Below are 24,344 nucleotides of genomic sequence, written 5' to 3'. Positions count from 1 at the left end.
CGTCGCCTCAATGATCAGGCCGTCGGAGGCGTCGCCTCGTCTCCGGGATTGGTGTCTTTCGTGCCTTTGACCCATTCACGCAGGCCCTGCATCACCGCATAAAGCACCGGCACCAAAATCACACCGACGATTGTGGCGGCCAGCATCCCGCCGAAAACCGCAACGCCGATGGCCTTCTGACTGGCGGCTCCGGCGCCATTTGCGGCCAGCAACGGAACGACCCCCAGCAGGAACGACAGCGCCGTCATCATAACCGCGCGGAAACGCTGATGAGCGGCCTCTGCCGCGGCTTCACGGATCAACAGGCCCTTGGCCCGCTGCTCCATCGCGAACTCCACGATCAGAATGCCGTTTTTCGAGGCCAGCCCCACCAGCATGATCATCCCGATCTGCGTATAAAGATTGATGTCGCTGCCCACGATGGCGACCGCCGCCACCGCCCCGAACAATGCCACGATAACGGATAACAGGATTGAGACGGGCATCGTCCAGCTCTCGTACTGTCCCACCAGGAACAGATAGCCGAACAGTACCGCAAGCCCCAGAATGATCACCACCAGATTGCCAGACGCCAATTGCTGTTGCGCCGTTCCCGTCCATTCGAATGCATAGCCCGAGGGCAGGGCGGTCGCCGACTCCTCGGTCATGACCCGGATAGCGTCGCCCGAAGACAATCCCGGCGCCGGCACAGCGGTCACTGTTGCCGAACGGAACAGGTTGTGCCGTTTCAACAGGACAGGCCCCAGGACGTTTTCGACATCAACCAGCGTTCCCAGCGGAACCATCTCTCCTTTGGTCGACCGCACAAAAAGGTTCGAGATATCCTCGACCTTGTCGCGATAGCTTCCTTCGGCCTGGATCATCACCCGATAGACGCGGCCATAAAGGTTGAAATCGTTGACATAATAGGAACCCAGCTGCGCCTGCATGGTCTGAAATATCTCGGCGACCGAGACCTGCAATGTCTTGGCCTTTTCCCGATCCAGATCGACGAAAAGCTGGGGCACGTTGGCTCGGAACGTGGTGTAGGATTGCGCGATTTCGGGCCGCTGGTTCACTGAATAAACGAACGACCCGACCGCCGAGGCCAGATCCTGCGCGCTGCCGCCGCCGGTCTGCTGCACCTCCATCTCGACCCCGGCAGACATGCCAAGGCCCTGGATCGGCGGCGGGTTGAAGGCCACGATCGAGGCAGCGGATTCCTGGTTCGCGATGCCCAGGATTTTCCGCAGGATCGCGTTGGCGCTCAGATCCCCCTCCTGCCGGTCGTTCCAGTTGTCGAGGTTCACGATGATCATCGCGCCATTGGCGGTGAGCCCGTTGAGCAACGAAAACCCGTTGACCAGAACAGTGTTGGCCACCCCGTCAAGCTGGCGGAACTGGTCGTTCACACGCGCAGTGACCGTTTCCGTCCGCTCCAGCGTCGCCGCGTCGGGCAGTTGGATATCGACAAACAGATAGCCGTTGTCCTCAAGCGGAATGAACCCTTTCGAGGTGTTCCCCATGATTGCACCCGCACCCAGCGCAATGGCGGCAATGATGCCCAGCGAAATCACGGGAATGCGCAGCAGGCGCCGAACGATGGCGGTATAGCCGCCCCGCATGCCGCCAATGAACCTTTCGAACACCGCCAGCAATCCCGTCGGCGGGCCCGAGCGCGCTTTCAGAACCAACCCGCAGAGGGCAGGGGACAGGGTCAAAGCGTTGATCGACGATATCACAACAGCGGTCGAAATCGTCACGGCAAACTGCGAATATAGCCGCCCCGATATGCCAGGCATGAACGTCACCGGAACGAATACCGCCAACAAAACCAGTGTGGTGGCGATCACCGGTCCGGTGATCTGGCCCATCGCCTTGCGGGTGGCCTCGGGCGGGCTCAGTCCTTCTTCGGCTATGATGCGTTCGACATTTTCGACCACGACGATGGCATCATCCACGACGATCCCGATGGCTAGAACCAGCGCAAAAAGCGAGATCGTGTTGAGCGACATGCCAAACGCCAGCAGAAACGCGAACGTTCCGATCAGTGAAACCGGGATGGCCACCGCCGGTATGATCGTTGCCCTGAATGAGCCGAGAAAAATGAAAACGACTGAAATCACCAGAATGAAGGTCAGGATCAGGGTTGACACAACGTCGTTCAGAGATTGCTCGACGAAATCCGTCGTCTTGAACGGAATCTCGTATTCCAGATCAGCCGGAAAGGCGCGGGACAGGCGTTCCAGTTCCGTCTCCACCCGTTCCGCGACGGCCAGGGCATTTGCACCGGGGGCCTGATAGATGCCCAGAACGGTCGCGGGAAGCCCCTGATAGTATCCCGACGCGCTGTAGAATTGTGCCCCCAGCTCAACGCGGGCGATGTCCCTGACGCGCACGATGGCACCGGCTTCACCAGTTCTGACAACGATGTTGCCGAACTCTTCGGGGGTGCTCAGCCGCCCCTTCGACTTGATCGTGTATTGAAAGGTCTGCCCCTCCGGGACGGGGGGCGAGCCGATGGAACCGGCCGAGACTTCGATGTTCTGTTCCCGGATTGCGGCAATAAGGTCTCCGGGCGTGATCGAAAGCGCCGCCATCTTGTCCGGGTTCATCCACATGCGCATGGCGTATTCAAGATTGGTCAGAACATCGGCCTTGCCCACGCCCTGAATCCGCGCCAGCGCGTCCTTGAGGTTGATCGAGGCATAGTTTGACAGAAACACGCTGTCATAGGTTTCGTTGGGCGATGTCAGCGTGACCGCCATCAGCATGTTGGTCGAGGCCTTTTGCGTGACAACGCCCGACGATGTCACTTCGGCCGGCAACGAGGCGATGGCCTGTGCCACCCGGTTTTGCACGTTGACCGAGGCGATGTCGGGGTCGGTGCCAACTTCGAAAGTGACGTTCAGGGAATATGATCCGTTGTCCGCCGAGGTCGACGTCATATAGATCATGTCGTCCACCCCGTTGACCTGCGCCTCGATCGGCGCCGCAACGGCGTTTTCGACGGTTTCCGCGTTTGCGCCTGTATAGTTGGCGGATACACTCACGACCGGGGGGGTGATGTCGGGAAACTGCGCAACCGGCAGAACCATATACCCGATGCCCCCCATGATCGTCAGCACCAGCGAAATGACAAGCGCCAGCTTGGGCCGGCTTATGAACAAGGCTGAGAACATCGCTTATTCCCCGCCCGACTCGGATGCCACCACGGCATCGACCGCAACGCCCGGGCGAACCCGCTGCAGGCCTTCGACAATCACGCTTTCGCCTTCGCGCAGGCCATCCAGAACGATGATCGCGCTGCCCACGGTGTCACCGGTGGTGATATAGCGCTGTTCGACCATCTGCTTGTCGTTGACCACCAGAACGAAATCGCCACGCTGGTCCCGTTGCAGGGCCGCCTGTGGAATGAGAGTGCGCAATGTAGGTTCCAGCGCCTGAATACGCACATTCAGGTAAGCGCCATCCACGATCAGGCGAGACGAATTTTCGAATTCCGCGCGAACCAGCACCGCGCCTGTCAGGGGATCGATCCTGTTGTCGATGAAAACGATCCGCCCGGTCTCATCCAGTTCGGACCCGTTTGGAAGATCGACATGGACTTCGGGGCTTTTGGGGTTTTCGCTCAACGTGCCACTGGATTCGTCGAACTTTTCAAGGACATCGACCAGTTGCTTTTCATTCAAAGAGAAGCTGACGTAAATCGGGGCTTCGCGGACCAAGGTGACCAATGGAGGGTTGTTTGGGCCCACGACATCACCCACGCTTGTTGTTACGCGGCCCAGTCGGCCGGGAAATGGGGCGCTGATCTTGGTATAACTCAGATCAAGTTCGGCTTGCTGGATCGCTGCCTTGGCCGCCTTGACGGCCGCCTCTGCGACCAGCTCGTTCGCTTTGGCGATGTCGACCTCGGATTCCGGAACAGCCTCGCGCTTCAACAACTCCGATTTCCGTGCCAGATCGACCCTTGCCAGTTCCAGATTGGCATCGGCCTTGTCCAGATCGGCCTTTCGCGACTGCAATGTCGCCTCGTAAAGATCCGGTTCGATTTCGAACAGCAACTCGCCTTTCTCGACCGCCGAACCGTCCTCCACCAACTGCTTTTGCAAAAAGCCGTTAACCCGGGCAACGATGTCGACCTTGTCGATGGCTTCGCCCCGGCCAATGAACTCCGCCTCATCGACGATCTCCTCGCTGTAAGCCGCCGCGATGGAAACTTTTGGTGCTTGTGCCTGTTCGTCCTGTTGCGACAGGGCCGACCCGGCTAGCGCACAAGTCATCAAGGCACCAATCCAAAGGCCTCGTGACGCAGGGCCGCCGTTGGTGAAAGAAAGTGGCGAAGCAAATGGCATTCCGGGGCCTCGTTGTCTGTTCGTTAAAAGTGATAGGATTGCCTGGCACGAGGCCAAGCCGAATAGAATCCATGTCAGGATGACGGCATTCTCGCGATTTCTCAAGTCAACCTTGCCCGACTGATCATTGAAACGTCAGGGAAAACCGGAAACTTGAGGATGACGGCACAAAAAAAGCCCCGGCACAACGCCGGGGCTCTTATCTCGTCCAGATATGTCGAATGAGACCTTCTGCTAGGCCCGTCAGTCGCGCTGGCCCGAAAAACGGGTCTGCCAATCTTCGCGTTGCTCGTCGGTGATCTTGGCGAACAGAACGTCAGGGACAGCGAACTCGTGGCCTGCAGGTAACGCGGTCAATGCCTGCGCCACGTCTTCGGGCCATGCGGTATCCAGCGTGTTCATGGCCGACAGCATCTTGGCGGCGCTGTGCGGAATGAACGGCGCGCTCAGAACCGCGTAGAGGCGGATCAGGTTCAGCCCCATACGCACCTGCGCGGCCGCCTGTTCCGGGTCCTCCTTGAAGGTCGACCAAGGGGCGGCGGCTTGCAGGTATTCGTTGCCTGCCACCCAGATTGCGCGCAATTCCTGCGCCGACTTGCGGACCTCCATCGCTTCCATATGGCCCTCATAGGCCCGCACGCGCGCGGTCAGGTCCGCAATCAACGCCTGTTCGCGCTCGCCATACGTGCCACCTGATGGTACCTCTTCGCCAAATTTCGAGCGGCAGAACTTGGTGATGCGGCTGACGAAATTGCCCAGAACATCCGCCAGATCCTTGTTCACCGACGCCTGAAAGTTTTCCCAGGTGAACTCGCTGTCGCTGCTTTCGGGCGCGTGACTCAACAGCCACCAGCGCCAGTAGTCGGCCGGCAGGATCTCCAGCGCCTGATCCATGAATACACCGCGCCCCTGGCTGGTCGAGAACTGACCACCGTCATAGTTCAGATAGTTGAACGATTTCAGGTGATCGACCAGTTTCCACGGCTCGCCACTCCCGAGGATGGTTGCCGGAAAGCTGAGTGTGTGGAAGGGCACGTTGTCCTTGCCCATGAACTGAACATAGCGCACGTCGTCGGCGCCCTTGTCGGTGCGCCACCAGCGCTCCCAGTCGGCATCCGCCCTGCCATTGGCCTCGGCCCATTCACCCGCACAGGCGATATATTCGATGGGCGCGTCGAACCAGACGTAAAAAACCTTGCCCTCCATGCCCGGCCAGTCCGCATCGCCCTTCCTGACCGGAATACCCCAGTCCAGATCGCGGGTGATGCCGCGATCCTGCAGCCCGTCGCCATCATGCAGCCATTTCTTGGCGATCGAGGTGGTCAGCACCGGCCAGTCGGTTTTGCCGTCGATCCACGCGTCCAGCTGATCCTTCATCGCCGACTGGCGCAGATACAGGTGCTTGGTCTCCCGCACCTCCAGATCGGTCGAGCCGGAAATCGCACTGCGCGGTTCGATCAGATCGGTCGGGTCCAGCTGCTTGGTGCAGTTCTCGCACTGGTCGCCGCGTGCGCGCTCATATCCGCAATTGGGGCAGGTGCCCTCGATATAGCGATCAGGCAGGAACCGGCCATCGGCATTGGAATAGACCTGTTTTTCGGTCACCTCGCGGATCAGCCCCGCCTCCGCCAGCTTGCCGGCGAAATGCTGGGTCAGCTTGTGGTTCTGCGGGCTGGAGGAGCGGCCGAAATGATCAAAGCTCAGGCCAAAGCGCTGGGCGATGTCGGATTGAACACCATGCATCTCGGCGCAATACTCCGCAACCGGCTGTCCGGCCTTTGCAGCGGCCAGTTCGGCCGGGGTGCCGTGTTCATCCGTGGCGCACAGGAACATGACCTCATTGCCCCGGCCGCGCTGATAGCGCGCGTAAAGATCGGCAGGCAGTTGCGAGCCGATCAGATTGCCGAGGTGCTTGATCCCGTTGATATAGGGGATCGCCGAGGTGATGAGAATCCGTGCCATAAGTCGTACCCGCGTATCTGTCTGCGCGACCGTCTAACCCATGTCGCCGCCCAGCAAAAGCCCGCATGGCGCAATGGGCGCGTTTCCTGCCCCCGGCACGGCAACCGGCCTGCAGTCATCCGTCTTCGCGTGACCGTTTCAGCAGGCGACCGACCGTAAATGAGGTGCGCGGAGAATAGACATAGTGCGTGCGGTCCTCGGGCGTCGGGCGGGCCCGCATCCGGGTCAGGCCAAATGCAATCAGGAACGCATGACCCAGGGCGACAAATGCAAACAAGGCGCTGGGGCCATAGGCCTCGATCAATGACGACGCCACATAGGGCGCGGCGATTGCCCCCAGAGCATAAAAGAACATCAGCGCAGCCGACAATTCGACACGTTGCTCGGATGTCGCAAAGTCATTCGCGTGCGCGGCCGAAACGGAGAATATCGGAAACGTCGTAAAGCCAAACAAACCGGCGGCAAGCATGACACCCACGGTGCCTGTATCGCTGGCCGCCATCGTGATGCCGCAACTGAAAACGGCTGCGACCGAAAGCCAGATCAGAACCCAACGGCGATCGTATTTGTCGGCAAGCCAGCCCATTGGGTATTGCGCCAGCGCTCCACCAAGGACGAACGAGGCCAGAAAAAAGGCGATCTGGTCGACGCCCAGGCCAACGCCCTGACCGTAAACCGGGCCGACCATCCGGAACGAAGCCGAGCTCAGCGCCGCCACGATCACCCCTGCCACCGCCAATGGCGAACAGTGCCAGGCCAGCTTGGGCCGCAAACGCGGCGCGTCCGGCGTTTCGGGTTGGGTGGCCTTGGTCAATGTCAGTGGCAACAATGCCGCGCAGCACAGGATCGCCAACAGGTTGTACGAAACATAGGACGCCGGCGGCAACACCGCGATGATCAACTGGGCGCTGAGCGACGCGCTCATATCGACAATGCGATAGATGCCGGTCGCGCGTCCACGCGTTTCGTTGGTGACCTTTGCATTCAGCCAGGCCTCGATCACCGTATAGCTGCCTGCAACACACATGCCCGAGGCGATCCGGAGCATGGCCCAGACATTCGGGTTTTGCGTCAGGGTATGCCCCAGTAACCCCATTGCGCCCATTGCGGTAAAGGCAGCGAAGGCGCGGGAATGGCCGACGCTCCCCATCAGGCGCGGCGCCCACCAGCAGCCAATGAAGAACCCAAAGAAATGGGCCGAACCCAAGAGACCGATCTGCTCGGTCGTGAAGTCAAGCGTCAGCCCGGAAATCGCATCAAGCGGGCCGACACCTCCGGTAGAGAGCTGCAACAGGATGACGGACAGAAAAAGGGCGGCAAAAGAAATGATCGTACGCATGGCCCCCCCAACATGACCACTCGGTTTTGCATTGCACGAAGTTTCTCGACTTTATGGTGTCGGTTTTGAACGATGGGAAGACTAGTTCGCGCGCTTGATTGTCGCTTTTATGTCCAGACTCACAATATCCGTCACCAGTTCAGGAAATCCGTCCGCCCCGAATGCGCTGCGGCTGAGTCGCCCAAGCAACTGGATGCTCAATTCGTCCAGATCGTCGGGTGAACTTCCCGCCTGACGATAAAGGTTTGCCTGCAAGGTCACCGGGCGTGTGACGCCGCGCAGGGTCAGGTTGCCCGTGACCCGCGCCCCGTCCGACAGTCTGCCGCCTTTGCCCAGTTCGATCCTTGTCGAAACGAAACGAATGTCTGGATGTTCGGCCGCATTCAGAACCTGTGTGCTCAGCATGGCATTGCGGGCAAATCCGAACATCGTCTTTGCGCCGGTGACATCGACCGTCACGTCAACCTGGCTGCGTGCGAGATTCTGCAGGTCGATCCGGATGTCGGCGGACCGAACCGGCATGGTTCCGAACTGGTTGGTCCCGGCCATGGTGAAATAGAACCCGACCTCCGATTGGCTTGGTTCCAGATCGTATCGTGTCTGGGCTGCAAAGGCGGCGGTAGGTATCATCAGGGCAGATCCTGTGAGCAGAAAACTGCGTCGCGAAAGACGCGGTTTCATGCCAGAACCTCTTGCCGCCGTGGGCGCGAGCGCATCAGCAGCATGATCATGATCACGATGTTCAGCCCGTTCCACGCGATTCCGTTGACAAAGGCCAACTGATAGCTTCCGGTCAGATCGTAGATCCAGCCGGACATCCAGCCGCCCAACGCCATGCCCAGGATCGTGACCATCATCACGAAACCCACGCGCGCGCCCGCTTCGCGCGGCGGCATGTATTCGCGCACGATGAGGGCGTAGCTGGGAACGATGCCGCCCTGCGACAGGCCGAACAACGCGCTGACCAGATAAAGCGAAACCAGCCCGTCGTAGGGCAGGAACAGGAACAGGGCGGTGCATTGAAGGACCGATCCAATCAATAACGTTCGGACGCCGCCCAGCTTGTCGGCGACAAGCCCCGAGATGACGCGGCTGACGACGCCGCCCAACAGCATCAGCGACAGCATCTCGGCACCCACGGCCGGGCCATAGCCCAGCCCGACGCAATAGGCGACGATGTGAACCTGCGGCATCGACATGGCAACGCAGCAGCCGATCCCGGCCAACCCCAGCACATATTGCAGCGCCCGTGGCGACAGCCCCGCGCTCTTGGCGTTGAGGCTTGCGGCACTGGCCGCCGTGTCATGGGCATCCAGCGGCAGCGGTTTGCGCAGCAAAAGCGACAGCGGGATCACCACCACCAACGTGATCCCCGCGAGGTTCAGATAAACCTGCTGCCAGCCGTGCTCGGCCAGGGTGCCGGCCAGCAGGGTGGGCCAGATTGCACCCGACAGATAGTTGCCGCTTGCCACCAGCGCCACCGCAATCCCACGCCGCCGGATGAACCAGTGCGATATATCGGCGATCAGGGGGCCAAACCCGATGGCTGTGCCCAACCCCAACAGCACATGCACCAGGGCCAGAATCGTCATCGAAGACGCCAGGGTGGCCAGACCATAGCTGATCGCGCTGAGGATGGCGGCTCCGATCAACGCTCGGGTGACGCCCAGCCTGTCGACCAGTTGCCCCAGCCACATATTGCCCAGCGCAAATCCGATCATGGTCAGCGTGTAAGGCAGCGAGGCTTCGGCCCGCCCGGCGCCGAACTGCGCCTCGATATCCGGCATCACCACGATGACGGCCCACATGCCGACATTGGCCACCGTGGCGATGGCCAGCGTGATCAGCAGTCGGAGCCAGGAATACCGGCTGTCGTGGATCGGGTGTGTCATGCGCGCACGCTAAGGAGCACGTGATCGTTTGACCAGTCACAAGTTTTGTTACCGAACGCTCAGCCTGTCGGGGGCTCGGCTCCGATGCGCTCAAGCTTCAGCTCCGCACGCGGTCCGGTCTGCGTGGCCAGCCATGAGACCGGGGGCAGGGCGCGGGCGCGGCGGCGGGTCAGGGTCCAGCGCCGGGTTGTGCCCTGATGTGCGGGGGCCATGTGCCAGCGCGTCTCGATCCCCTGCGCACCGCCCTCGCCGGGGGTCAGCAACAGCCCCAAAGGCGCCCGCCCCATGGCGCCGCCCTGTTCGGCGGCCAGATGCATCCGCCGCACCGGCGTCAGCCCCGGCGCTTCAGGCAGATCGCCGATGACCAGCGGCACCGCGCCACTGCGCAGCGCCTCTTCCATGCACCACAGCAGGTCATCGGCGCGCCCGGGCCGCACGAACAGGAACCGTGCCGGATCGGCGAAGGGCATCATCCCGTCGGGGTTCAGCTGATCGCTCTCCCACGCGGGCGAGATCCATAAAACCGGCCCCTGCATCCGCCCCGCCAGCCACAGGGCAAAGCTGCGCCGGGCCGGGCCGCAGGCCTCGTGCACGCGCGCCAGCGGCAGGGTGATCTGGGGATGCAGGCAAAGCCCCGGCACATCGCGCGCAGGCCTGCGGCTGAGAAGGTGAGTCGGCATGGGAACAGTTTACAGTGTTCCTTGTTTGTTCTCAATCGGGATGATCGTCCCAAAGCGACCTTTTGTTTGCCGGGCAGCCAAGCGCATGTAATCTGGCCCTGTTCCCGGCCGGATTTTCGCATCCCAAAGCGTCAGGAGCGGCAAGATGATGCCAGCACAATCGGATGGCCCGCCGACAGAGAGGTCAAAGAATGAATGATCCCAGCGACAATGCCACCTCCCCGCGCGGAAACCCGTGGATAGACCGTGAAATCCAGAAAAGGATCGGCTGGCGCGACGGGGACGTCGTGATTTCGGTGCCGCCGAAAAGCGGAACCACCTGGACAATGAACATTGTCTATCAGCTGTTCACCGGAGGCACGGCGGAGTTCCGGGACATCTACGAAGAAGTTCCGTGGATCGAACTGCTGGGATATCCCGGCCAGCCACATCAGGAGGTTCTGGAGCGTATCGACGCAATGCCAACCACGCGCCGCCGTGCATTCAAAACGCATTCCGCGCCGCCCAATATCCCCTTCATCGCTCAGGCGGCGGGACGCGACGTGAAATACATCGTGGTCTTTCGCAACCCTGAAGAGGCGCTGGTATCCTTCCGACCGTTCCTCGAAAAACTCTCGGACGACTGGCTCGACCTCTGGCAGCACCCAAGGGGCGCAGTATCCCGCCCGGACTTTCCGTCATTCTATTCCCAGATCATCGACCCGCGCGGAACACAAGGGGCCTTCTTTGGAACACTCGCAGCCTGGTGGCCACTCAGAAACGAGCGCAATGTCCTGCTCATCCACTTTTCCGACATGAAACGGGATCACAAAGGCTCGATCCGAAAAATTTCGGACTTTCTGGGCATCCATCCGAACGAAGATCAATGGTCAGGCATCATGGAATACACATCCTTCGCCTGGATGAAAAAGCACGAGGACAAGTTCGAGGCGCACACCGCCGGCAGGATTCCCATTCTCAAATCAGGTGCCATGATGCGAAAGGGCGAGGTGGGCAAAGCCCGGTCCGATGGCATGACCGATGAAATTTCCGCCCACCTGCGCGCCGTGGGAAACCGCATCTGCCCCGACGCCGCCGCCGTCAACTGGCTTTACAAAGGCGGCGGCATTCCCTGACCGGCAACCTTGGCAGCAGAACCCCGGATCTCGCCCGCAGGCCAAGCCGTTGCCCGCAGGCTCAGGCCGAATTCTACTCTGAACCCGTTACTGCCTTTCGGGGTGATGCTGGTTTTCCCTTGCGCAACATCGCGGCGTATCCAGTCACGCGCGATGAAACTCCGCATGAGTTCAGCACCAAGCGCGCCGCCGAGATGAGGTAGGTTTTCAACCCAATCGGGGCAAAAACTGACACTTCTGCGTGGCCCCCCAAGTACGGCTTGTGCATTCAGCCCAAATTCCACCATCCATTTGATTCCAGCGTCTTCCACCACAGGGCCCGACTCGGACAGCGCCACAAAACCACGCTGCATCAGATTTGCCGCGATGCCACATCCCAAACGCCCCGCTATGTGATCCATGCAAGGCCGGGCATGGACATGAACTTCACGCCAGTCGGGCACGCTCGGTCGGTTTGTCTCGGCGGCACGAACCAGCCCTTCGACGCTCTCCAGCATTTCGGCAACGGTTTCGCTGGCCAACCGAAAAAGGCGGGTTCTGCCTTTCTTGGTGACAGTGACAAGACCCGCCTCCACCAGTTTGGAAAGATGCTCACTGGCCGTGCTGTTCGCGACGCCGGCGATCAAGGCCAATTCTCCGGCGGAAATCGCTTCGTCCGCCTTCAGGGCATACATAAAATTCGCGCGGGCAGGTTCACCCAACAGCGAGCAGATTTCGGCAATCCGGTTAACACCATTCATATTTCGGTCATAACCGAAATATCGTGCCGCAACAAGCTGTATGAATTGGGTGGAACTGAAAGGACCGGACAATGCATTTTGACGATATGGACCTTAAATCGACCTATGGAATGAGCCTTCGACCTCGCGGCCACACGCAAAACCTCAGGCATTCAATTGCTCTGCAGACTTATATTCGAAAGCGCCGCGTTCTTGCTGGCTCAGTGCAAACCGACAGGGCAGATGCTGAAATTCGCCACACAACGAGACTTCAGAAACACCTTGGGCAAGCGGTTCAGCCGCTTTCGAAAATCTTCGGCTTTCGCTCCCTTGGATATCAAAATCCGCACGTCGAAAAGCCATGACTCAGCCTTTCCCGAATTCGCCTCCTTCTCTTGCGGATAGTCGACCCAGTACCAATAATTGGCGTTGGGAGTGAGAACCCTGCAATCATTTCCCGTGAGGCCTCATTCTCTGTTTTCGATTGCGCCGCCCTGTTTCACCCATTCGCTGAATCCGCCTTCCAGATGCATCACGGGGTTCAGCCCCATTTCCTGTGCAACCTTGGCGCTGAGCGCAGATCGCCAGGCGCTGGCGCAATAAAAGACATAGGTCTTGTCCTGATTGAAAACCTCCTTGTGATAGGGGCTTTCCGGGTCGATCCAGAATTCCAGCATCCCGCGCGGGCATGAAAACGCTCCGGGGATCTGACCCAGCCGCTGCAACTCGCGGATATCGCGCAGATCGACAAAGACATAGGCCGGATCGTCGTACAGCTCCTTGGCTTGCGCCACCGGCATCGTTTCCACGACCGCATTGGCTTCGGCCAGCAGGGTCTTGATCCCCTTGGTGATATTCTGCGTCATCTCATCCTCCTGCACACCGGCAAAAGCTGGCGGAAATCCGGATCAACCTCAAGGGGCTTGCCCCTCGTGATCGGTCGGTTAGGTTTGCCCGGTGCGAGCAGAGAGGTATCCGGATGAAAATGAACCCGTTGGGCCGTTCTGGGATAAAGGTCAGCGACCTGTGCCTCGGCACCATGACCTTTGGAACCCAGACCCCCGAGGCCGAAGCACATGCGCAAATCGACATGGCCCTGGCCGCAGGTGTGAATTTCATGGACACCGCCGAGATGTATCCAGTCAATCCTGTCACCAAGGAAACCGTTGGCGGCAGCGAGGCGATCATCGGAAACTGGAATGCCGCAAACCCCGGACGCCGAGGAGACTATATCCTGGCCACCAAGCATTCGGGGGCCGGTTTCATGCATGCGCGCGGCGGCGCACCGATCTCGGGACAGACCATTCCCGAGGCGGTCGAAGGCTCGTTGCGACGGCTCAGAACAGACTATATCGACCTCTATCAGTTTCACTGGCCGAACCGGGGCAGCTACATGTTCCGGCAGAACTGGAACTACGACCCCTCGCAACAGGATCGCGCATCCACGGTCGCCAACATGGAGGATTGCCTGGAGGCGCTGCAGCGGCAGGTGGACAAGGGCAACATCCGCGCCTTTGGCCTGTCGAACGAAAGCGCGTGGGGCACCGCGCAGTGGCTCAGGATCGCTGCAGAGCGCGGATTGCCCCGCGTCGCATCTGTACAAAATGAATACTCACTGCTCTGCAGGTTGTACGATACGGACATGTCGGAGCTGAGCGTGAACGAAGACGTGGGCCTGATGGCGTTCTCTCCGCTCGGCGCCGGCTTCCTGACCGGCAAGTACCAGGACGGAGTTGTACCATCCGGATCGCGCATGTCGCTCGTTCCTGAGATGGGCGGCAGAAAATCTCCACGCGTACTCGAAGCCGTGGCGGCCTATCTGAACATCGCGAACCGGCACGGCCTCGATCCGGTTCACATGGCGTTGGCGTGGTGCCGGACAAGGCCTTTCATGATGTCGGCGATTTTCGGCGCCACGACGCTGGTGCAACTCGAACACATTCTGAGCGGCGCTGATCTGATATTGCCTGACGACATTTTGGCAGAGATTTCAAGGGCTCACCGGGCGAATCCGATGCCTTATTAGCCTCGGCCAACCTGCATTCAGTGATGTGTCGGCTGCGCGCGTTCCTGCCGAAGGTCCCGCGCCGACAGCCCGTGCGCAGTGCGAAAGGCGCGGGCAAAGCTGGATTGCGAAGTGAACCCGGTCGCCAGGGCCACGTCCAGCAGAGACATATCGGTATCCGTTACAAGGCGGCGCGCCTCGGCCAGCCGCAAATGCAGATAGTGATCCTGTGGCGTGGTGTCGAGACGCAGGCGGAACTGCTGTTGCAACGTGCGCGGACTTGTACCAAGCGTCGTGGCAATCTCGGCCAGCGCCATAGGTTCGTCCAACGCCGCCTCCATCAACGCATTAGCCTTGGCCGTCAGTGCGTTGTGACGGTGCGGTGTTCCGATTCGACTTTGCGGGCGCGAGGGGCCCGAGGTGCCGTCATAAAGGAACAGGCCAGCGACGCGGGAGGCAAATCGCGCGCCATGGCGTGCGGCAATGATGTGCAGCATCATCTCGATCGCCGGAATGGCCCCGCCCGAGGTCATCCGGTTGCCGGAAATCGCAAAACGATCCGGCAGGACATCGATTTCGGGAAACCGCGATGCGAAGTTCTCGAGGTCTTCCCAGTGGGTCGTAGCGGTGTGGCCGTTCAGCAGGCCGGCCTCGGCCAACAGCCACGGCCCGCCATCGATCCCTGCCATCGCCGCACCGGTCGAGGCGATCCTGCGTAGACCCGCCAAAAGGCTGGGCGTGGCGTGGCGGGCAAGCTGGAATCCGGCCACAACGACCAACAGGTCACACCCCTCAAGACGCGCCAATGGGATGCCAGGCACCGATAGCGCGCTGGTCAATTGTGCCGGGGCTGGTGTGGCGGTGACATAGTCCCAGTCAAACGCTGGGCGGTCGGCAAGGCGATTGGCCGCCCGCATCGGATCGACGGCGGCGGCAAAGCTGAGCGTGTTGCAGTCATCCAGGACAAGCACCGCCGTCTTCAAAGCGCGATGTTCGGGCTGCAGTATGTTTTTTGCGGATTTCATCAAGTTCGATTCGCATCTTGGCAAGTTGTTTGCACAAGGCTGCGCCAGAGTCGCCTTCGAAAGCAAATCGGAATCCGGGGACAAGCCTGGGGACAACCCGTGGCACAAGCCGGTAAAACTTGGGGAAAACGCAATGCCGCTGGAAATGAACCGCGAAGTCTTCATCACGTGTGCCATCACGGGCTCGGGCGGAACACAGGATCGCAGCCCGCATGTGCCACGTTCACCCAAGCAGATTGCCGACAGCGCGATTGCCGCTGCCAAGGCCGGGGCGGCAGTGGTTCATTGCCACGTGCGCGACCCGGAAACCGGCGCGCCGAGCCGCAAGCTTGAGTTTTACCGCGAGGTCACCGACCGCGTCCGTGACGCCGAGGTTGATGTGGTGCTGAACCTGACCGCCGGCATGGGGGGCGATATCGTCTTTGGCGATGTCGAAAACCCGTTTCCCGTGAACGATTCCGGAACCGATCTGATCGGTGCCAGCGCCCGCGTCGCCCATGTTGCCGAATGCCTGCCCGAGATTTGTACGCTGGATTGCGGTACCATGAACTTTGCCGAGGCAGATTATGTCATGACCAACACGCCCGGCGCGCTGCGTGCGATGGGCAAGATGATGACCGACCTGGGCGTGAAGCCCGAGATCGAGGCCTTTGACACCGGCCATCTTTGGTTTGCCAAGCAACTGGTCAAAGAGGGGGTTCTGGAACCCAACGCTCTGGTCCAACTATGCATGGGCGTACCGTGGGGGGCGCCGGATGATCTGAACACGTTCATGGCGATGGTCAACAATGTGCCGGATGACTGGACATTCTCGGCATTCTCGCTGGGGCGCAACGAGATGGCATATGTTGCAGCAGCCGTTCTGGCAGGCGGCAATGTGCGGGTGGGGCTTGAGGACAACCTGTGGCTGGAAAAGGGCGTATTGGCCGAGAACTGGCAGTTGGTCGAGCGCGCTGGTTCGATCATCGAAAATATGGGCGCGCGGGTGATCGGGCCGCAGGAAGTGCGCGAGAAACTGGGGCTGACCAAGCGGGCACCAGTGGCAAAGTAGGCGCTACGTCGGCTTGGGGGCCAGCTCCCAAGCCCCGGAGTATTTTGAAAAAGATGAAGTATGCGTGTTTGGTAGGCAGGAAATCATGAAAACAGCGGCAATCATCGGTGGCGGTGTGATCGGCGGCGGATGGGCCGCGCGGTTTCTGCTCAATGGCTGGGATGTTCGGGTGTTCGATCCGGATCCCGAGGCGGAACGCAAGATTGGTGAGGTCCTGGATAATGCCCGCCGCTCGCTGCCGGGGCTGAGTGATGTACCGCTTCCGCCTGAGGGCAAGCTGAGCTTCCACTCGGACATGGTCGAGGCCGTGCAGGGAGCCAGCTGGATTCAGGAAAGCGTGCCGGAGCGATTGGATCTGAAGCTGAAGGTTTACAAGGGCTTGCAGGAATCCTGCGACCCGGATGCGATCATCGGGTCCTCGACCAGCGGGTTCAAGCCTTCGGAGTTGCAGGAAGATGCAATGCGCCCCGAGCAGATCGTGGTGACGCATCCGTTCAACCCGGTCTACCTGCTGCCACTGATCGAGTTGGTTCCCAGTCCGAAAAACGCACCGGGGCTGATTACGAAGGCGCAGGACATTTTGCGTTCCGTCGGGTTCTTTCCGCTTCATGTCAAAAAGGAAATAGACGCGCATATCGCTGACCGTTTCCTTGAAGCTGTCTGGCGCGAGGCGTTGTGGCTGGTCAAGGATGGCATCGCCACCACCGAGGAGATCGACGAGGCGATCCGCATGGGGTTCGGTATCCGCTGGGCGCAGATGGGGCTGTTCGAGACCTATCGTGTGGCGGGCGGCGAGGCGGGGATGAAGCATTTCATGGCCCAGTTCGGTCCTTGCCTCAGCTGGCCTTGGACCAAGCTGATGGATGTACCCGAATTCACCGACGAACTGGTCGATCTAATCGCGGGTCAATCCGACGCACAATCGGGCATGCACTCCATTCGCGAACTTGAGCGTATCCGCGACAACAACCTTGTCGGCATGATGCGTGCACTCAAGGCGCAGAACTGGGGCGCGGGCGCGGTGCTGAACCAACATGACGCGGCACTAAAACCGGGCGCATTGCCGACACTGGATCAGGCAGATATCAGCCAGCCGATCCTGACATTGGCGCGCGCGGTGCCGCTGGACTGGACCGACTACAACGGGCACATGAACGAAGCACGATACCTGGAAGCGTTCAGCGCGGCCTCGGACCGGTTCATGGAGATTATCGGGTGCGATGCCGACTACATCTCTTCAGGTGGTAGCTATTTCACAGCTGAGAGCCACGTCCGTTATCTGGGCGAGGCCCATGCCGGTTCAAAAATCAAGGTGCGCACGCAAATGCTGCTGGGAGCGGGCAAGAAGCTGCACCTGTTCCACAGCATGTATGAGGGCGACATGTTGCTGGCCACGGGTGAAACCTTCCTGCTGCATGTTAGTCTCGAAACCCGGAGGCCCTGTGCGCCTTCGGCCGAGATCGAGGCGGCAATGGCGCGCATCGCGCAGGCGCAAGCCGGGCTGCCCTTTCCGGAAGGGGCGGGGGCCGCAATCCGAAAACCTGTATGAACCAACGTGTCCTGATCACTGCCGGCGCATCGGGAGTTGGGCGCGCGATGGCGGACGCCTTTGCTGGCTCGGGCGCAGAAGTTTGGGTGGCGGACGTGGATGAATCGGCGCTTGCGAAATGTCCCGAAACCTGGCGGCGTACACGGGTCGATGTTTCGGACGAGGCGGAAGTAGCCGCCTTGTTTCGAGCAATCGACACAAAATGGGGTGGGCTGGACGTGCTCTGCGCCAATGCGGGCATCGCCGGACCAACGGCCTTGATTGAAGATGTGCGGCTGGAGGAGTGGCGGGACTGCATGGCCGTCAATCTAGAGGGCGCGTTCCTTTGCGCCAAATATGCGGCTCCCATCCTGAAGCGGCAAGGCAACGGTGTCATTCTGATCACCTCTTCGACAGCCGGTCAATACGGTTACCCCAATCGCGCGCCGTATGCGGCGGCAAAATGGGGCGTCATAGGGCTTGGCAAGACACTTGCAATGGAACTGGGGCCATATGGGGCAAGATGTAACGTGATCTGCCCGGGCGCTGTTGAGGGGCCGCGCATGGAAGGCGTTCTGGAGCGCGAGGCGATGGCCAAGGGAATGACACGTGATCAGGTTTATCGTGGCTACGCCTCGGGTACCTCAATGGGCCGTTTCGTCGAAGGGCTTGATGTCGCCAATATGGCTGTATTCCTGGCTTCGGACGCGGCTCGTCTGGTGTCTGGGCAGGTGATCGCGGTTGACGGGCACACCGTTAACCCCGATCCCAAATTGTAGGGCGACATGCTCGACCGGCCCGCGGAGCGGGACGGTCCTTGCTTGACAACTTGGGTGGTCAGCTCTGATTTGGTCCCCGGATCTGCCGGATGGCCTGTCGGACGGCCTCCCAATCCTTGGCCTCGCCCGTTTTTCCTGCTTGCTCACAGGCGCGCATCTTTTGTGCCGCTTCGGCTTCGGCCTTGTCGCCATGCGCCGCGTACAGCGCCCGTGCGTATTCGGCAGTTTGTATTGCGTCCATTCGTCGAATCCTCCGCTTTTTATCGACCGGTGGGATTTCCATCAGGTTCGCGCCAAGCAAGTATAAGCGAGACCAGAGCATTTTGCACCCAGCAGGAGATCTGAGGCGTTATTGGGAGGCCGAGGCGGCCTGTCGCAACCGCAGTAAATGTGCCGGAAGGTCACGGGCGGTGAGATCTGCCTCACGCACTAATGTGTCGAAATGCCGGGTAAAAAGCTCGATCCGATCTCGGTCACGAAACGCCATATAGTGACTTCCTGCATAAAAAACGCATAATAACGGCCCGAAAATCGTGACTGGTGCCGAATATAGGCGTTTGGCGTCAAAGAGATAGATGCGCAGTCGCGGGTAAAGCTGCTCGCACAAATCCAAAAGGTGGTCAATCTGTTCCAGTCTGACATCCGCCGGCAATCCGCGATAGTACCCGGTGGCGCGGGCAAAACTGTCAATTTCAAACAGCGGCATCGCGATTTCATAGTCCGACTGCGCGCTGCGCATCCAGGTAAGACGGTCAGCAGAAGCTCCGATTGCCTGATCGGCCGTTCGCCCCAAATGCGGGGCATATTCCCATTCCAGCACGGCACGCGTTTTCAGCATGTCGGGCAATGTGGCGGGGACATACCGAATTTTGTAACCGGCCGCCTGTTGATGCCATTCGAATATCCGTTCGTCGACCAGCGCGCGTGGCGCTTCGGTCATTGATAGTGAGCTGGCCAGCAACTCGGCAGCGCTTTCAGGACGGTCCGACAAGCTGAGCAGCCAGTCTGCTGAAACGCCCAGTGTTTCTGCGCAACTGCCGATGACATGCGCATTCGGCAGGCGTGCGCCGTCATCCGTCAAAAGCTGAGAGACTGTTGATCGATCTACGCCGATGCGTCGGGCCAATCCGCTTTGCGTGACCTGTCTTTCTTCCATGGCCTTGGCCAGCCTCAGCCGAAATTGCGAGGCGCGGTCCCGTTTGTCCATTTTGTCATACATGTGTTGAGAAATATCATAGTTGCTGAATTTTGTTAATCATATTCCGAATTCTCATCATGCCCATCTGTAAGTAACAATTCTGTGAAGAAAAAATTGGGGTATGAAATGGAGACGCGAAAGAGATCGGTCGTAAAGGCCGTGATCTGGAATGTGATGGGCTTGGCGACCATGACATTGGTCGGATTGGCCGCAACGGGATCCGCAGCGGTCGGCGGCACTTTGGCAGTGGTGAATACCGCAATCGGCCTGACTATGTATATCCTGTACGAGCGTGTCTGGGCTGGCATCGGGTGGGGGCGCAATGTCTGATTTGCGATCCTCGAACGACGCACCAGAATGGGGAACGTTCTTGTTGATCGTTGCCTGCTATGCGGCATGGTTGGCTGCAGTCTTTTGGCTGGCGAATATCAGTCTTGGGATTGCGATTCCGGTTATGGGGTTGGTCGCGGCGCTGCATTCGTCGCTGACCCATGAAGTCCTTCACGGACATCCTTTCCGTTCTAAGTGGTTGAACGAGGCATTGATGGCTTTGCCACTGACGCTTTGTATTCCCTACAACCGGTTTCGTGACTTGCACTTGGCGCATCACCGTGATTCAAACCTGACCGATCCCTACGACGATCCGGAATCCAACTATCTTGACCCAAAAGTCTGGAACACGCTGCCGACTTGGAAGCGGACTCTTTATTCGGCAAACAACACTCTTTTGGGCAGAATGGTTCTGGGGCCGGCCATCGGCCAGGCCGCATTTTTTGCGGAGGAATGGCGTGGGGCCATAGGAGGCAACCGGGCGATCTGGATTGCCTGGGGGCTACATCTTCCCGGAGCCGTTGCAGTGCTTTGGATCGCGCTCCTGTCGCCCATGCCGGTGTGGGCCTATCTGATATCGGCCTATATCGGGCTTGGCTTGCTGAAGATACGGACATTTCTGGAACACAGGGCCTATGAAAAGGTTCGTGGCCGTACAGTCGTCATCGAAGATCGTGGGCCGCTGTCATTTCTGTTCCTGAACAACAACCTGCACGTCGTACATCACATGAACCCGAACGCGGCCTGGTATCGGTTACCTGCCCTGTATCACGAGGGAAAAGAACGTTATCTCGCGTGCAACGACAGCTATGTCTATCGGTCGTACGGCGAGGTATTTCGGCGTTATTTCTGGCACGCAAAAGACCCGGTGCCACATCCTCTCTGGCCAAAGCACTGATTTCGTTCCACAAGGGAAGCCATGAGTTTGTGGGTTCCCGTCACGATCGCAGCCGCGCTGTTCCAAACAGTGCGGTTCATGCTGCAAAAATCGTTAAGTACAGTCCGGCTCTCGGTGGCAGGCGCAACCTTTGCCCGGTTCGCCTATTCGGCGCCTTTGGCGGTGCTGGCTTTGATATTGGTTCTTCTCAACACTCCGGCGGAACTGCCACCCCTCGCGGTGCGGTTCTGGATGTTCGTTGCGATTGGAGGGACGGCGCAAATTCTGGCTACGATCTGTGTCGTGGCCCTGTTCAAGCAGCGCAATTTCGCGGTCGGAATCACCTTCAAAAAGACCGAGGTGATCCAGACGGCAATTGTCGGCTTCATCATTCTAGGAGAAGGTGTCTCGGTCGGTGCGCTTGGTGCGATTGCGCTTGGATTGGCAGCTGTTCTGCTGCTGTCCAAGACGCCTGGCGGCGATGGTGCGTGGTGGCGTCATCTGACCAATCGGGCCTCGCAACTTGGGCTAGGCTCCGGGGTGCTGTTTGCCTTCTCCGCAGTCAGCTATCGTGGGGCTTCTTTGCAGTTGGGCGATATTGATCCGTGGTTTCGCGCACTGGTGACCTTGGCAGCCGTGACGTCGTTTCAGATGGTGTCGATGGGGGCTTGGTTGTTTTGGCGCAATCGGGGGGACTTGTTGGCCGTCTGGCAAACCCGCCGGACCGCGGTTTTTGTAGGCTTGACGAGTCTGGGCGGGTCGTTTTGCTGGTTTCTGGCCTTCACCTTGCAGAATGCCGCCTATGTTAAGGCGCTGGGGCAGGTGGAGTTGATATTCAGCCTCTTGGCCTCAAGTCTTTTCTTTCGGGAATCAATCACGTTCAGAGAGATCGCAGGCATCGTATTGCTTTGCCTGTCGATCCTGGTGCTTGTGCTGGTTATCTGATTGCCAGGGAAAAGCAGCTTGCAAGCGGTTCAATCAATTGCAAGGCGTTCACAAAACGCCTTGTTACAAATGATCTCACCCTGCGCGGCGTTCCTCAAAGCTCAGTGCGATAAAGCTGGGCAGGTGATCGCCCATCCCGACGACCGCCCGATCGCCGCCTTCGCCGCGATCCCGGCCACGTCCCTTGGGTTCTTTTCCCTTCTTGGGCTCGGTGGGTTTGTCAGCTTTCGCCTTTTTCGGTTCGGATTTGGCGGGTTCCGGCTTGGGTTCGTCCTTCAGCGGGTTCTCCAGACGCGGAATTTCCTTCTGGATTAACCTTTCGACCGCATCCAAAGCTTTCGCGTCCCGTGGCCCACAAATCGTTACCGCCTTGCCCGCGCGGCCCGCGCGGCCGGTGCGGCCGATACGATGGACGTAATCTTCGGCATGTCCCGGCACGTCGAAATTGAACACATGACTGACAGACGGAATATCAAGCCCGCGTGCTGCCACATCCGATGCGACGAGCAATCGTAGCGAACCATCCCTGAACCCATCCAGTGTTTTGGTACGCTGGGATTGATCCAGGTCGCCGTGGATTGCAGCGGCGTCATAACCGTATTTCTTGAGCGATTTCGCGCAGATGTCGACATCAGTCTTGCGGTTGCAGAAGATGATGGCGTTGGTGCACTTGTCGCCCTCGGCATCGATCAATTTGCGCAGAACCTTGCGTTTTTCACTTGCTTCGCGGTCACGGCGACTGCCTTTGAACATCACCACGCTCTGTTCGATAGTCTCCGACGCCGTAGCCTGCCGGGCAACCTCAACTCGGGTCGGGGCCGACAGGAAGGTATCGGTGATCCGCTCAATCTCGGGCGCCATGGTGGCAGAGAAGAACAATGTCTGGCGGGTAAAAGGGGTTAGCGAAAAGATACGCTCGATGTCCGGGATGAAGCCCATGTCGAGCATCCGGTCGGCCTCGTCCACCACCATGATCTGGACGCCGGTCAAAAGCAGTTTGCCGCGCTCGAAATGATCGAGCAGTCGGCCTGGCGTGGCGATCAGCACATCGACACCACGGTCGATGAGCGCATCCTGTTCCTTGAAGCTGACGCCGCCGATCAGCAGCGCCTTGGTCAACTTCAGGTGCTTGGCGTAGGTGTCGAAGTTTTCGGCCACCTGTGCCGCCAATTCACGCGTCGGGCAAAGTACCAGCGAGCGCGGCATTCGCGCCCGTGCGCGCCCCCGCGCCAAAAGCGTTATCATTGGCAACACGAACCCGGCGGTCTTGCCGGTTCCCGTCTGCGCAATCCCCAACACGTCGCGCCCTTCGAGGGCCGCCGGAATTGCACCGGCTTGAATCGGGGTGGGAGTTTCGTATCCGGCTTCCTCAACAGCTTTGAGGACCTTCGGGTTCAGGTTTAGTTCGTTGAATTTTGTCATATATGTCCGGTTCATGCGGACACTGACCTGGCCCGCGCGTCTGAATACAGCCGGGCCCGGATGGCCATGCGCCCCATGCGCGTTTCGGCATGCGCGGGGACATAACAAAAACGTGGGGCAGGGTCAAATGAAGACGAAGTTAATTGGGTTTTGTCGTATGGAACGCGTTTTTCATTCAACAATTTAGCAGTTGGAAGAAAAGTGTTTCGTGACCATTTTTTCCAAATCCAATGGGCGGTACTTCAAAAGTCCGCGGGCTTTCAGCCGCTCACGGACGGTTGGATCAGCACCGCTCAATTCATCGAAAAACGCGCGCAAGCCTGGCTCTCCACTTGTGTTTTCGACGGAAGACAGAAGATCATGCATGCTCATACCACCTTGTGATCTGGGAACATTTGGGGACAGTTCCGGCCTGTAAGCACCGCTAGCGAGCCGGTACGGATACCGAGCAATCCATTTTTCCCAAGACCAGGCGTGTTGGTGGCAGAGGTCTATACCGCCCAGTTCTGCCGGGCATACCACACGCTCGCCGTTTTGCAGAAGGTTGTGAATTCTGAATTCGATGTCCTCCAGACCGGTGCGGGCAAAAATCTTTCCTGCAACATGGCTCATGAACCCGCCTTTCACAAAGGTACCGAATTCGGGATAGATCTCGTCGACGAGCCTCTCACGATCCGGTCCCGGCGGAATAAAGGCCTTGTACAAATCTCCGCCACCTGCCAGTGCCTCAACCGGACGCACGCGCGCGCATTGTGTTCCCGAAGGCAGCGCGTCCAACAGATCGTTGATCCTGTTTTCGGCCCAAAGAAACTCATCCACGTCGATATGTGCCAGCCAATCCACATCAGCGCGACGATAAGCGTGAGTAGCGTTCACCGTCTGGCGCACCTGATGCTTCTTCGGTCGGCGGTGTTTGAACTTGGACCAGTGCTTGTCGCCGCAAGAGGTAACGCGCACCTTTGGATGTGCTTTGAGGCGAGAAAAGACTGCGGATTCGGGTGAATCCAGATAGATGAACAGCCGATGAGCGCCCAACTCCAGATGGTGCGCAGCAAAGCGCAGGATGTCTTCCTCATCGGCTTTGATCGTGGAAACAATGCCCCAAGTGATTTCATCCCGAGGCATACCGGCTCCTAAAGA

Annotated in this window: 23 protein-coding genes; 8 read left to right on the top strand and 15 right to left on the bottom strand. The window is 59.3% G+C overall.

Annotated elements, in window-relative coordinates; translation table 11 throughout:
• Positions 1–14: 14 nt before the first annotated feature.
• The 7 genes from AC2FMY_RS03030 to AC2FMY_RS03000 all read right to left on the bottom strand — a co-directional run bounded on the left by AC2FMY_RS03030 (position 15) and on the right by AC2FMY_RS03000 (position 10,210).
• Complete coding sequence (locus AC2FMY_RS03030; RefSeq protein WP_496806952.1) at positions 15–3,161, bottom strand: efflux RND transporter permease subunit; 3,147 nt, start codon at positions 3,159–3,161, stop codon at positions 15–17.
• A 3-nt stretch (positions 3,162–3,164) separates the two neighbouring features.
• The gene (locus AC2FMY_RS03025) at positions 3,165–4,265 is read right to left on the bottom strand and encodes an efflux RND transporter periplasmic adaptor subunit (protein ID WP_496744908.1); all 1,101 of its coding nucleotides are present in this window, start codon (positions 4,263–4,265) and stop codon (positions 3,165–3,167) included.
• 315 nt (positions 4,266–4,580) lie between these two features.
• Positions 4,581–6,299, bottom strand: coding sequence for a methionine--tRNA ligase (gene metG, locus AC2FMY_RS03020; protein ID WP_496744906.1), 1,719 nt, complete (start codon positions 6,297–6,299; stop codon positions 4,581–4,583).
• A 115-nt stretch (positions 6,300–6,414) separates the two neighbouring features.
• A complete protein-coding gene (locus AC2FMY_RS03015; protein ID WP_480748120.1) occupies positions 6,415–7,638 on the bottom strand; it encodes an MFS transporter in 1,224 nt (407 codons plus the stop codon).
• An 81-nt stretch (positions 7,639–7,719) separates the two neighbouring features.
• Entirely contained in the window at positions 7,720–8,319 is a 600-nt protein-coding gene (locus AC2FMY_RS03010) for a YceI family protein (RefSeq protein ID WP_496744904.1), read from the bottom strand.
• Positions 8,316–9,530 carry an MFS transporter gene (locus AC2FMY_RS03005; protein WP_480748122.1) on the bottom strand — a complete coding sequence of 405 codons (1,215 nt, stop codon included), beginning with the start codon at positions 9,528–9,530 and terminating at the stop codon, positions 8,316–8,318. Before AC2FMY_RS03005 ends, AC2FMY_RS03010 begins: the two co-directional genes overlap by 4 nt.
• Positions 9,531–9,589: 59 nt before the next feature.
• Complete coding sequence (locus AC2FMY_RS03000) at positions 9,590–10,210, bottom strand: ImuA family protein (RefSeq protein ID WP_496744902.1); 621 nt, start codon at positions 10,208–10,210, stop codon at positions 9,590–9,592.
• A gap of 191 nt (positions 10,211–10,401) precedes the next feature.
• Here AC2FMY_RS03000 and AC2FMY_RS02995 point away from each other — a divergent pair, with 191 nt between their 5' ends.
• Positions 10,402–11,325 carry a sulfotransferase domain-containing protein gene (locus tag AC2FMY_RS02995; RefSeq protein WP_496744900.1) on the top strand — a complete coding sequence of 308 codons (924 nt, stop codon included), beginning with the start codon at positions 10,402–10,404 and terminating at the stop codon, positions 11,323–11,325.
• Here the strand turns inward: AC2FMY_RS02995 and AC2FMY_RS02990 are convergent.
• The 3 genes from AC2FMY_RS02990 to AC2FMY_RS02980 form a co-directional block, all read right to left on the bottom strand.
• Complete coding sequence (locus AC2FMY_RS02990) at positions 11,301–12,065, bottom strand: ArsR/SmtB family transcription factor (protein WP_496744898.1); 765 nt, start codon at positions 12,063–12,065, stop codon at positions 11,301–11,303. The genes AC2FMY_RS02995 and AC2FMY_RS02990 overlap by 25 nt on opposite strands.
• A gap of 144 nt (positions 12,066–12,209) precedes the next feature.
• Positions 12,210–12,407: a hypothetical protein gene (locus tag AC2FMY_RS02985; RefSeq protein ID WP_496744896.1), complete on the bottom strand. Its 198-nt coding sequence runs from the start codon at positions 12,405–12,407 to the stop codon at positions 12,210–12,212.
• A gap of 104 nt (positions 12,408–12,511) precedes the next feature.
• Positions 12,512–12,910: a rhodanese-like domain-containing protein gene (locus tag AC2FMY_RS02980; RefSeq protein ID WP_480748126.1), complete on the bottom strand. Its 399-nt coding sequence runs from the start codon at positions 12,908–12,910 to the stop codon at positions 12,512–12,514.
• A 113-nt stretch (positions 12,911–13,023) separates the two neighbouring features.
• Between AC2FMY_RS02980 and AC2FMY_RS02975 the strand changes: the two genes are divergently transcribed.
• Positions 13,024–14,070, top strand: a complete 1,047-nt coding sequence (locus tag AC2FMY_RS02975) for an aldo/keto reductase (protein WP_496744894.1) — start codon at positions 13,024–13,026, stop codon at positions 14,068–14,070.
• A gap of 17 nt (positions 14,071–14,087) precedes the next feature.
• Here AC2FMY_RS02975 and AC2FMY_RS02970 read toward each other — a convergent pair whose 3' ends face one another.
• Entirely contained in the window at positions 14,088–15,074 is a 987-nt protein-coding gene (locus AC2FMY_RS02970; protein WP_480748128.1) for a GlxA family transcriptional regulator, read from the bottom strand.
• 133 nt (positions 15,075–15,207) lie between these two features.
• Here AC2FMY_RS02970 and bcoG point away from each other — a divergent pair, with 133 nt between their 5' ends.
• The 3 genes from bcoG to AC2FMY_RS02955 all read left to right on the top strand — a co-directional run bounded on the left by bcoG (position 15,208) and on the right by AC2FMY_RS02955 (position 18,432).
• Positions 15,208–16,125, top strand: a complete 918-nt coding sequence (bcoG, locus tag AC2FMY_RS02965; RefSeq protein WP_496744912.1) for a 3-dehydrocarnitine:acetyl-CoA trimethylamine transferase BcoG — start codon at positions 15,208–15,210, stop codon at positions 16,123–16,125.
• A gap of 85 nt (positions 16,126–16,210) precedes the next feature.
• Positions 16,211–17,674, top strand: coding sequence for a carnitine 3-dehydrogenase (locus AC2FMY_RS02960; RefSeq protein ID WP_496744891.1), 1,464 nt, complete (start codon positions 16,211–16,213; stop codon positions 17,672–17,674).
• Positions 17,671–18,432, top strand: coding sequence for an SDR family oxidoreductase (locus AC2FMY_RS02955; protein WP_480748129.1), 762 nt, complete (start codon positions 17,671–17,673; stop codon positions 18,430–18,432). Before AC2FMY_RS02960 ends, AC2FMY_RS02955 begins: the two co-directional genes overlap by 4 nt.
• Positions 18,433–18,490: 58 nt before the next feature.
• On the opposite strand, the gene AC2FMY_RS02950 is transcribed toward AC2FMY_RS02955, so the two are convergent.
• Positions 18,491–18,673 (bottom strand): hypothetical protein, encoded by a 183-nt coding sequence (locus tag AC2FMY_RS02950; protein ID WP_480748130.1) that lies wholly within the window; start codon positions 18,671–18,673, stop codon positions 18,491–18,493.
• Between the two features lie 108 nt (positions 18,674–18,781).
• Complete coding sequence (locus AC2FMY_RS02945) at positions 18,782–19,651, bottom strand: helix-turn-helix domain-containing protein (RefSeq protein WP_480748131.1); 870 nt, start codon at positions 19,649–19,651, stop codon at positions 18,782–18,784.
• A gap of 105 nt (positions 19,652–19,756) precedes the next feature.
• Here AC2FMY_RS02945 and AC2FMY_RS02940 point away from each other — a divergent pair, with 105 nt between their 5' ends.
• Genes AC2FMY_RS02940 through AC2FMY_RS02930 form a run of 3 tightly spaced genes read left to right on the top strand, consistent with a single transcriptional unit; the run spans position 19,757 to position 21,782 of the window.
• Positions 19,757–19,960 carry a DUF2061 domain-containing protein gene (locus tag AC2FMY_RS02940; RefSeq protein WP_480748132.1) on the top strand — a complete coding sequence of 68 codons (204 nt, stop codon included), beginning with the start codon at positions 19,757–19,759 and terminating at the stop codon, positions 19,958–19,960.
• Positions 19,953–20,858: a fatty acid desaturase gene (locus tag AC2FMY_RS02935; RefSeq protein WP_496744888.1), complete on the top strand. Its 906-nt coding sequence runs from the start codon at positions 19,953–19,955 to the stop codon at positions 20,856–20,858. Before AC2FMY_RS02940 ends, AC2FMY_RS02935 begins: the two co-directional genes overlap by 8 nt.
• Positions 20,859–20,879: 21 nt before the next feature.
• On the top strand, positions 20,880–21,782 hold the full coding sequence (locus AC2FMY_RS02930; protein ID WP_480748134.1) for an EamA family transporter: 903 nt from the start codon (positions 20,880–20,882) through the stop codon (positions 21,780–21,782).
• Positions 21,783–21,857: 75 nt separating this feature from the next.
• Here the strand turns inward: AC2FMY_RS02930 and AC2FMY_RS02925 are convergent, their stop codons facing one another.
• Together AC2FMY_RS02925 and AC2FMY_RS02920 are read right to left on the bottom strand one after the other, a co-directional pair.
• A complete protein-coding gene (locus AC2FMY_RS02925; RefSeq protein ID WP_480748135.1) occupies positions 21,858–23,204 on the bottom strand; it encodes a DEAD/DEAH box helicase in 1,347 nt (448 codons plus the stop codon).
• Positions 23,205–23,387: 183 nt separating this feature from the next.
• Positions 23,388–24,329, bottom strand: a complete 942-nt coding sequence (locus AC2FMY_RS02920) for a glycosyltransferase family 2 protein (RefSeq protein WP_496744886.1) — start codon at positions 24,327–24,329, stop codon at positions 23,388–23,390.
• Positions 24,330–24,344 lie beyond the last annotated feature (15 nt).

Source organism: Ruegeria sp. YKSE079, assembly GCF_059612845.1.
This window is presented reverse-complemented; position numbering and strand designations above follow the sequence as displayed.

What these genes read in the sequence shown, in the direction of transcription:
- AC2FMY_RS02925 (WP_480748135.1), bottom strand. Translation starts at nt 23,204, where the DNA reads ATGACAAAATTCAACGAACTAAACCTGAACCCGAAGGTCCTCAAAGCT.
- AC2FMY_RS03000 (WP_496744902.1), bottom strand. Translation starts at nt 10,210, where the DNA reads ATGCCGACTCACCTTCTCAGCCGCAGGCCTGCGCGCGATGTGCCGGGG.
- metG (WP_496744906.1), bottom strand. Translation starts at nt 6,299, where the DNA reads ATGGCACGGATTCTCATCACCTCGGCGATCCCCTATATCAACGGGATC.
- AC2FMY_RS02935 (WP_496744888.1), top strand. Translation starts at nt 19,953, where the DNA reads ATGTCTGATTTGCGATCCTCGAACGACGCACCAGAATGGGGAACGTTC.
- AC2FMY_RS02950 (WP_480748130.1), bottom strand. Translation starts at nt 18,673, where the DNA reads ATGGACGCAATACAAACTGCCGAATACGCACGGGCGCTGTACGCGGCG.
- AC2FMY_RS03015 (WP_480748120.1), bottom strand. Translation starts at nt 7,638, where the DNA reads ATGCGTACGATCATTTCTTTTGCCGCCCTTTTTCTGTCCGTCATCCTG.
- AC2FMY_RS02980 (WP_480748126.1), bottom strand. Translation starts at nt 12,910, where the DNA reads ATGACGCAGAATATCACCAAGGGGATCAAGACCCTGCTGGCCGAAGCC.
- AC2FMY_RS02940 (WP_480748132.1), top strand. Translation starts at nt 19,757, where the DNA reads ATGGAGACGCGAAAGAGATCGGTCGTAAAGGCCGTGATCTGGAATGTG.
- AC2FMY_RS03025 (WP_496744908.1), bottom strand. Translation starts at nt 4,265, where the DNA reads ATGACTTGTGCGCTAGCCGGGTCGGCCCTGTCGCAACAGGACGAACAG.
- AC2FMY_RS02920 (WP_496744886.1), bottom strand. Translation starts at nt 24,329, where the DNA reads ATGCCTCGGGATGAAATCACTTGGGGCATTGTTTCCACGATCAAAGCC.
- bcoG (WP_496744912.1), top strand. Translation starts at nt 15,208, where the DNA reads ATGCCGCTGGAAATGAACCGCGAAGTCTTCATCACGTGTGCCATCACG.
- AC2FMY_RS02970 (WP_480748128.1), bottom strand. Translation starts at nt 15,074, where the DNA reads ATGAAATCCGCAAAAAACATACTGCAGCCCGAACATCGCGCTTTGAAG.
- AC2FMY_RS03030 (WP_496806952.1), bottom strand. Translation starts at nt 3,161, where the DNA reads ATGTTCTCAGCCTTGTTCATAAGCCGGCCCAAGCTGGCGCTTGTCATT.
- AC2FMY_RS02985 (WP_496744896.1), bottom strand. Translation starts at nt 12,407, where the DNA reads ATGGCTTTTCGACGTGCGGATTTTGATATCCAAGGGAGCGAAAGCCGA.
- AC2FMY_RS02990 (WP_496744898.1), bottom strand. Translation starts at nt 12,065, where the DNA reads ATGAATGGTGTTAACCGGATTGCCGAAATCTGCTCGCTGTTGGGTGAA.
- AC2FMY_RS02995 (WP_496744900.1), top strand. Translation starts at nt 10,402, where the DNA reads ATGAATGATCCCAGCGACAATGCCACCTCCCCGCGCGGAAACCCGTGG.
- AC2FMY_RS03010 (WP_496744904.1), bottom strand. Translation starts at nt 8,319, where the DNA reads ATGAAACCGCGTCTTTCGCGACGCAGTTTTCTGCTCACAGGATCTGCC.
- AC2FMY_RS02945 (WP_480748131.1), bottom strand. Translation starts at nt 19,651, where the DNA reads ATGTATGACAAAATGGACAAACGGGACCGCGCCTCGCAATTTCGGCTG.
- AC2FMY_RS02960 (WP_496744891.1), top strand. Translation starts at nt 16,211, where the DNA reads ATGAAAACAGCGGCAATCATCGGTGGCGGTGTGATCGGCGGCGGATGG.
- AC2FMY_RS02975 (WP_496744894.1), top strand. Translation starts at nt 13,024, where the DNA reads ATGAAAATGAACCCGTTGGGCCGTTCTGGGATAAAGGTCAGCGACCTG.
- AC2FMY_RS02955 (WP_480748129.1), top strand. Translation starts at nt 17,671, where the DNA reads ATGAACCAACGTGTCCTGATCACTGCCGGCGCATCGGGAGTTGGGCGC.
- AC2FMY_RS03005 (WP_480748122.1), bottom strand. Translation starts at nt 9,530, where the DNA reads ATGACACACCCGATCCACGACAGCCGGTATTCCTGGCTCCGACTGCTG.
- AC2FMY_RS02930 (WP_480748134.1), top strand. Translation starts at nt 20,880, where the DNA reads ATGAGTTTGTGGGTTCCCGTCACGATCGCAGCCGCGCTGTTCCAAACA.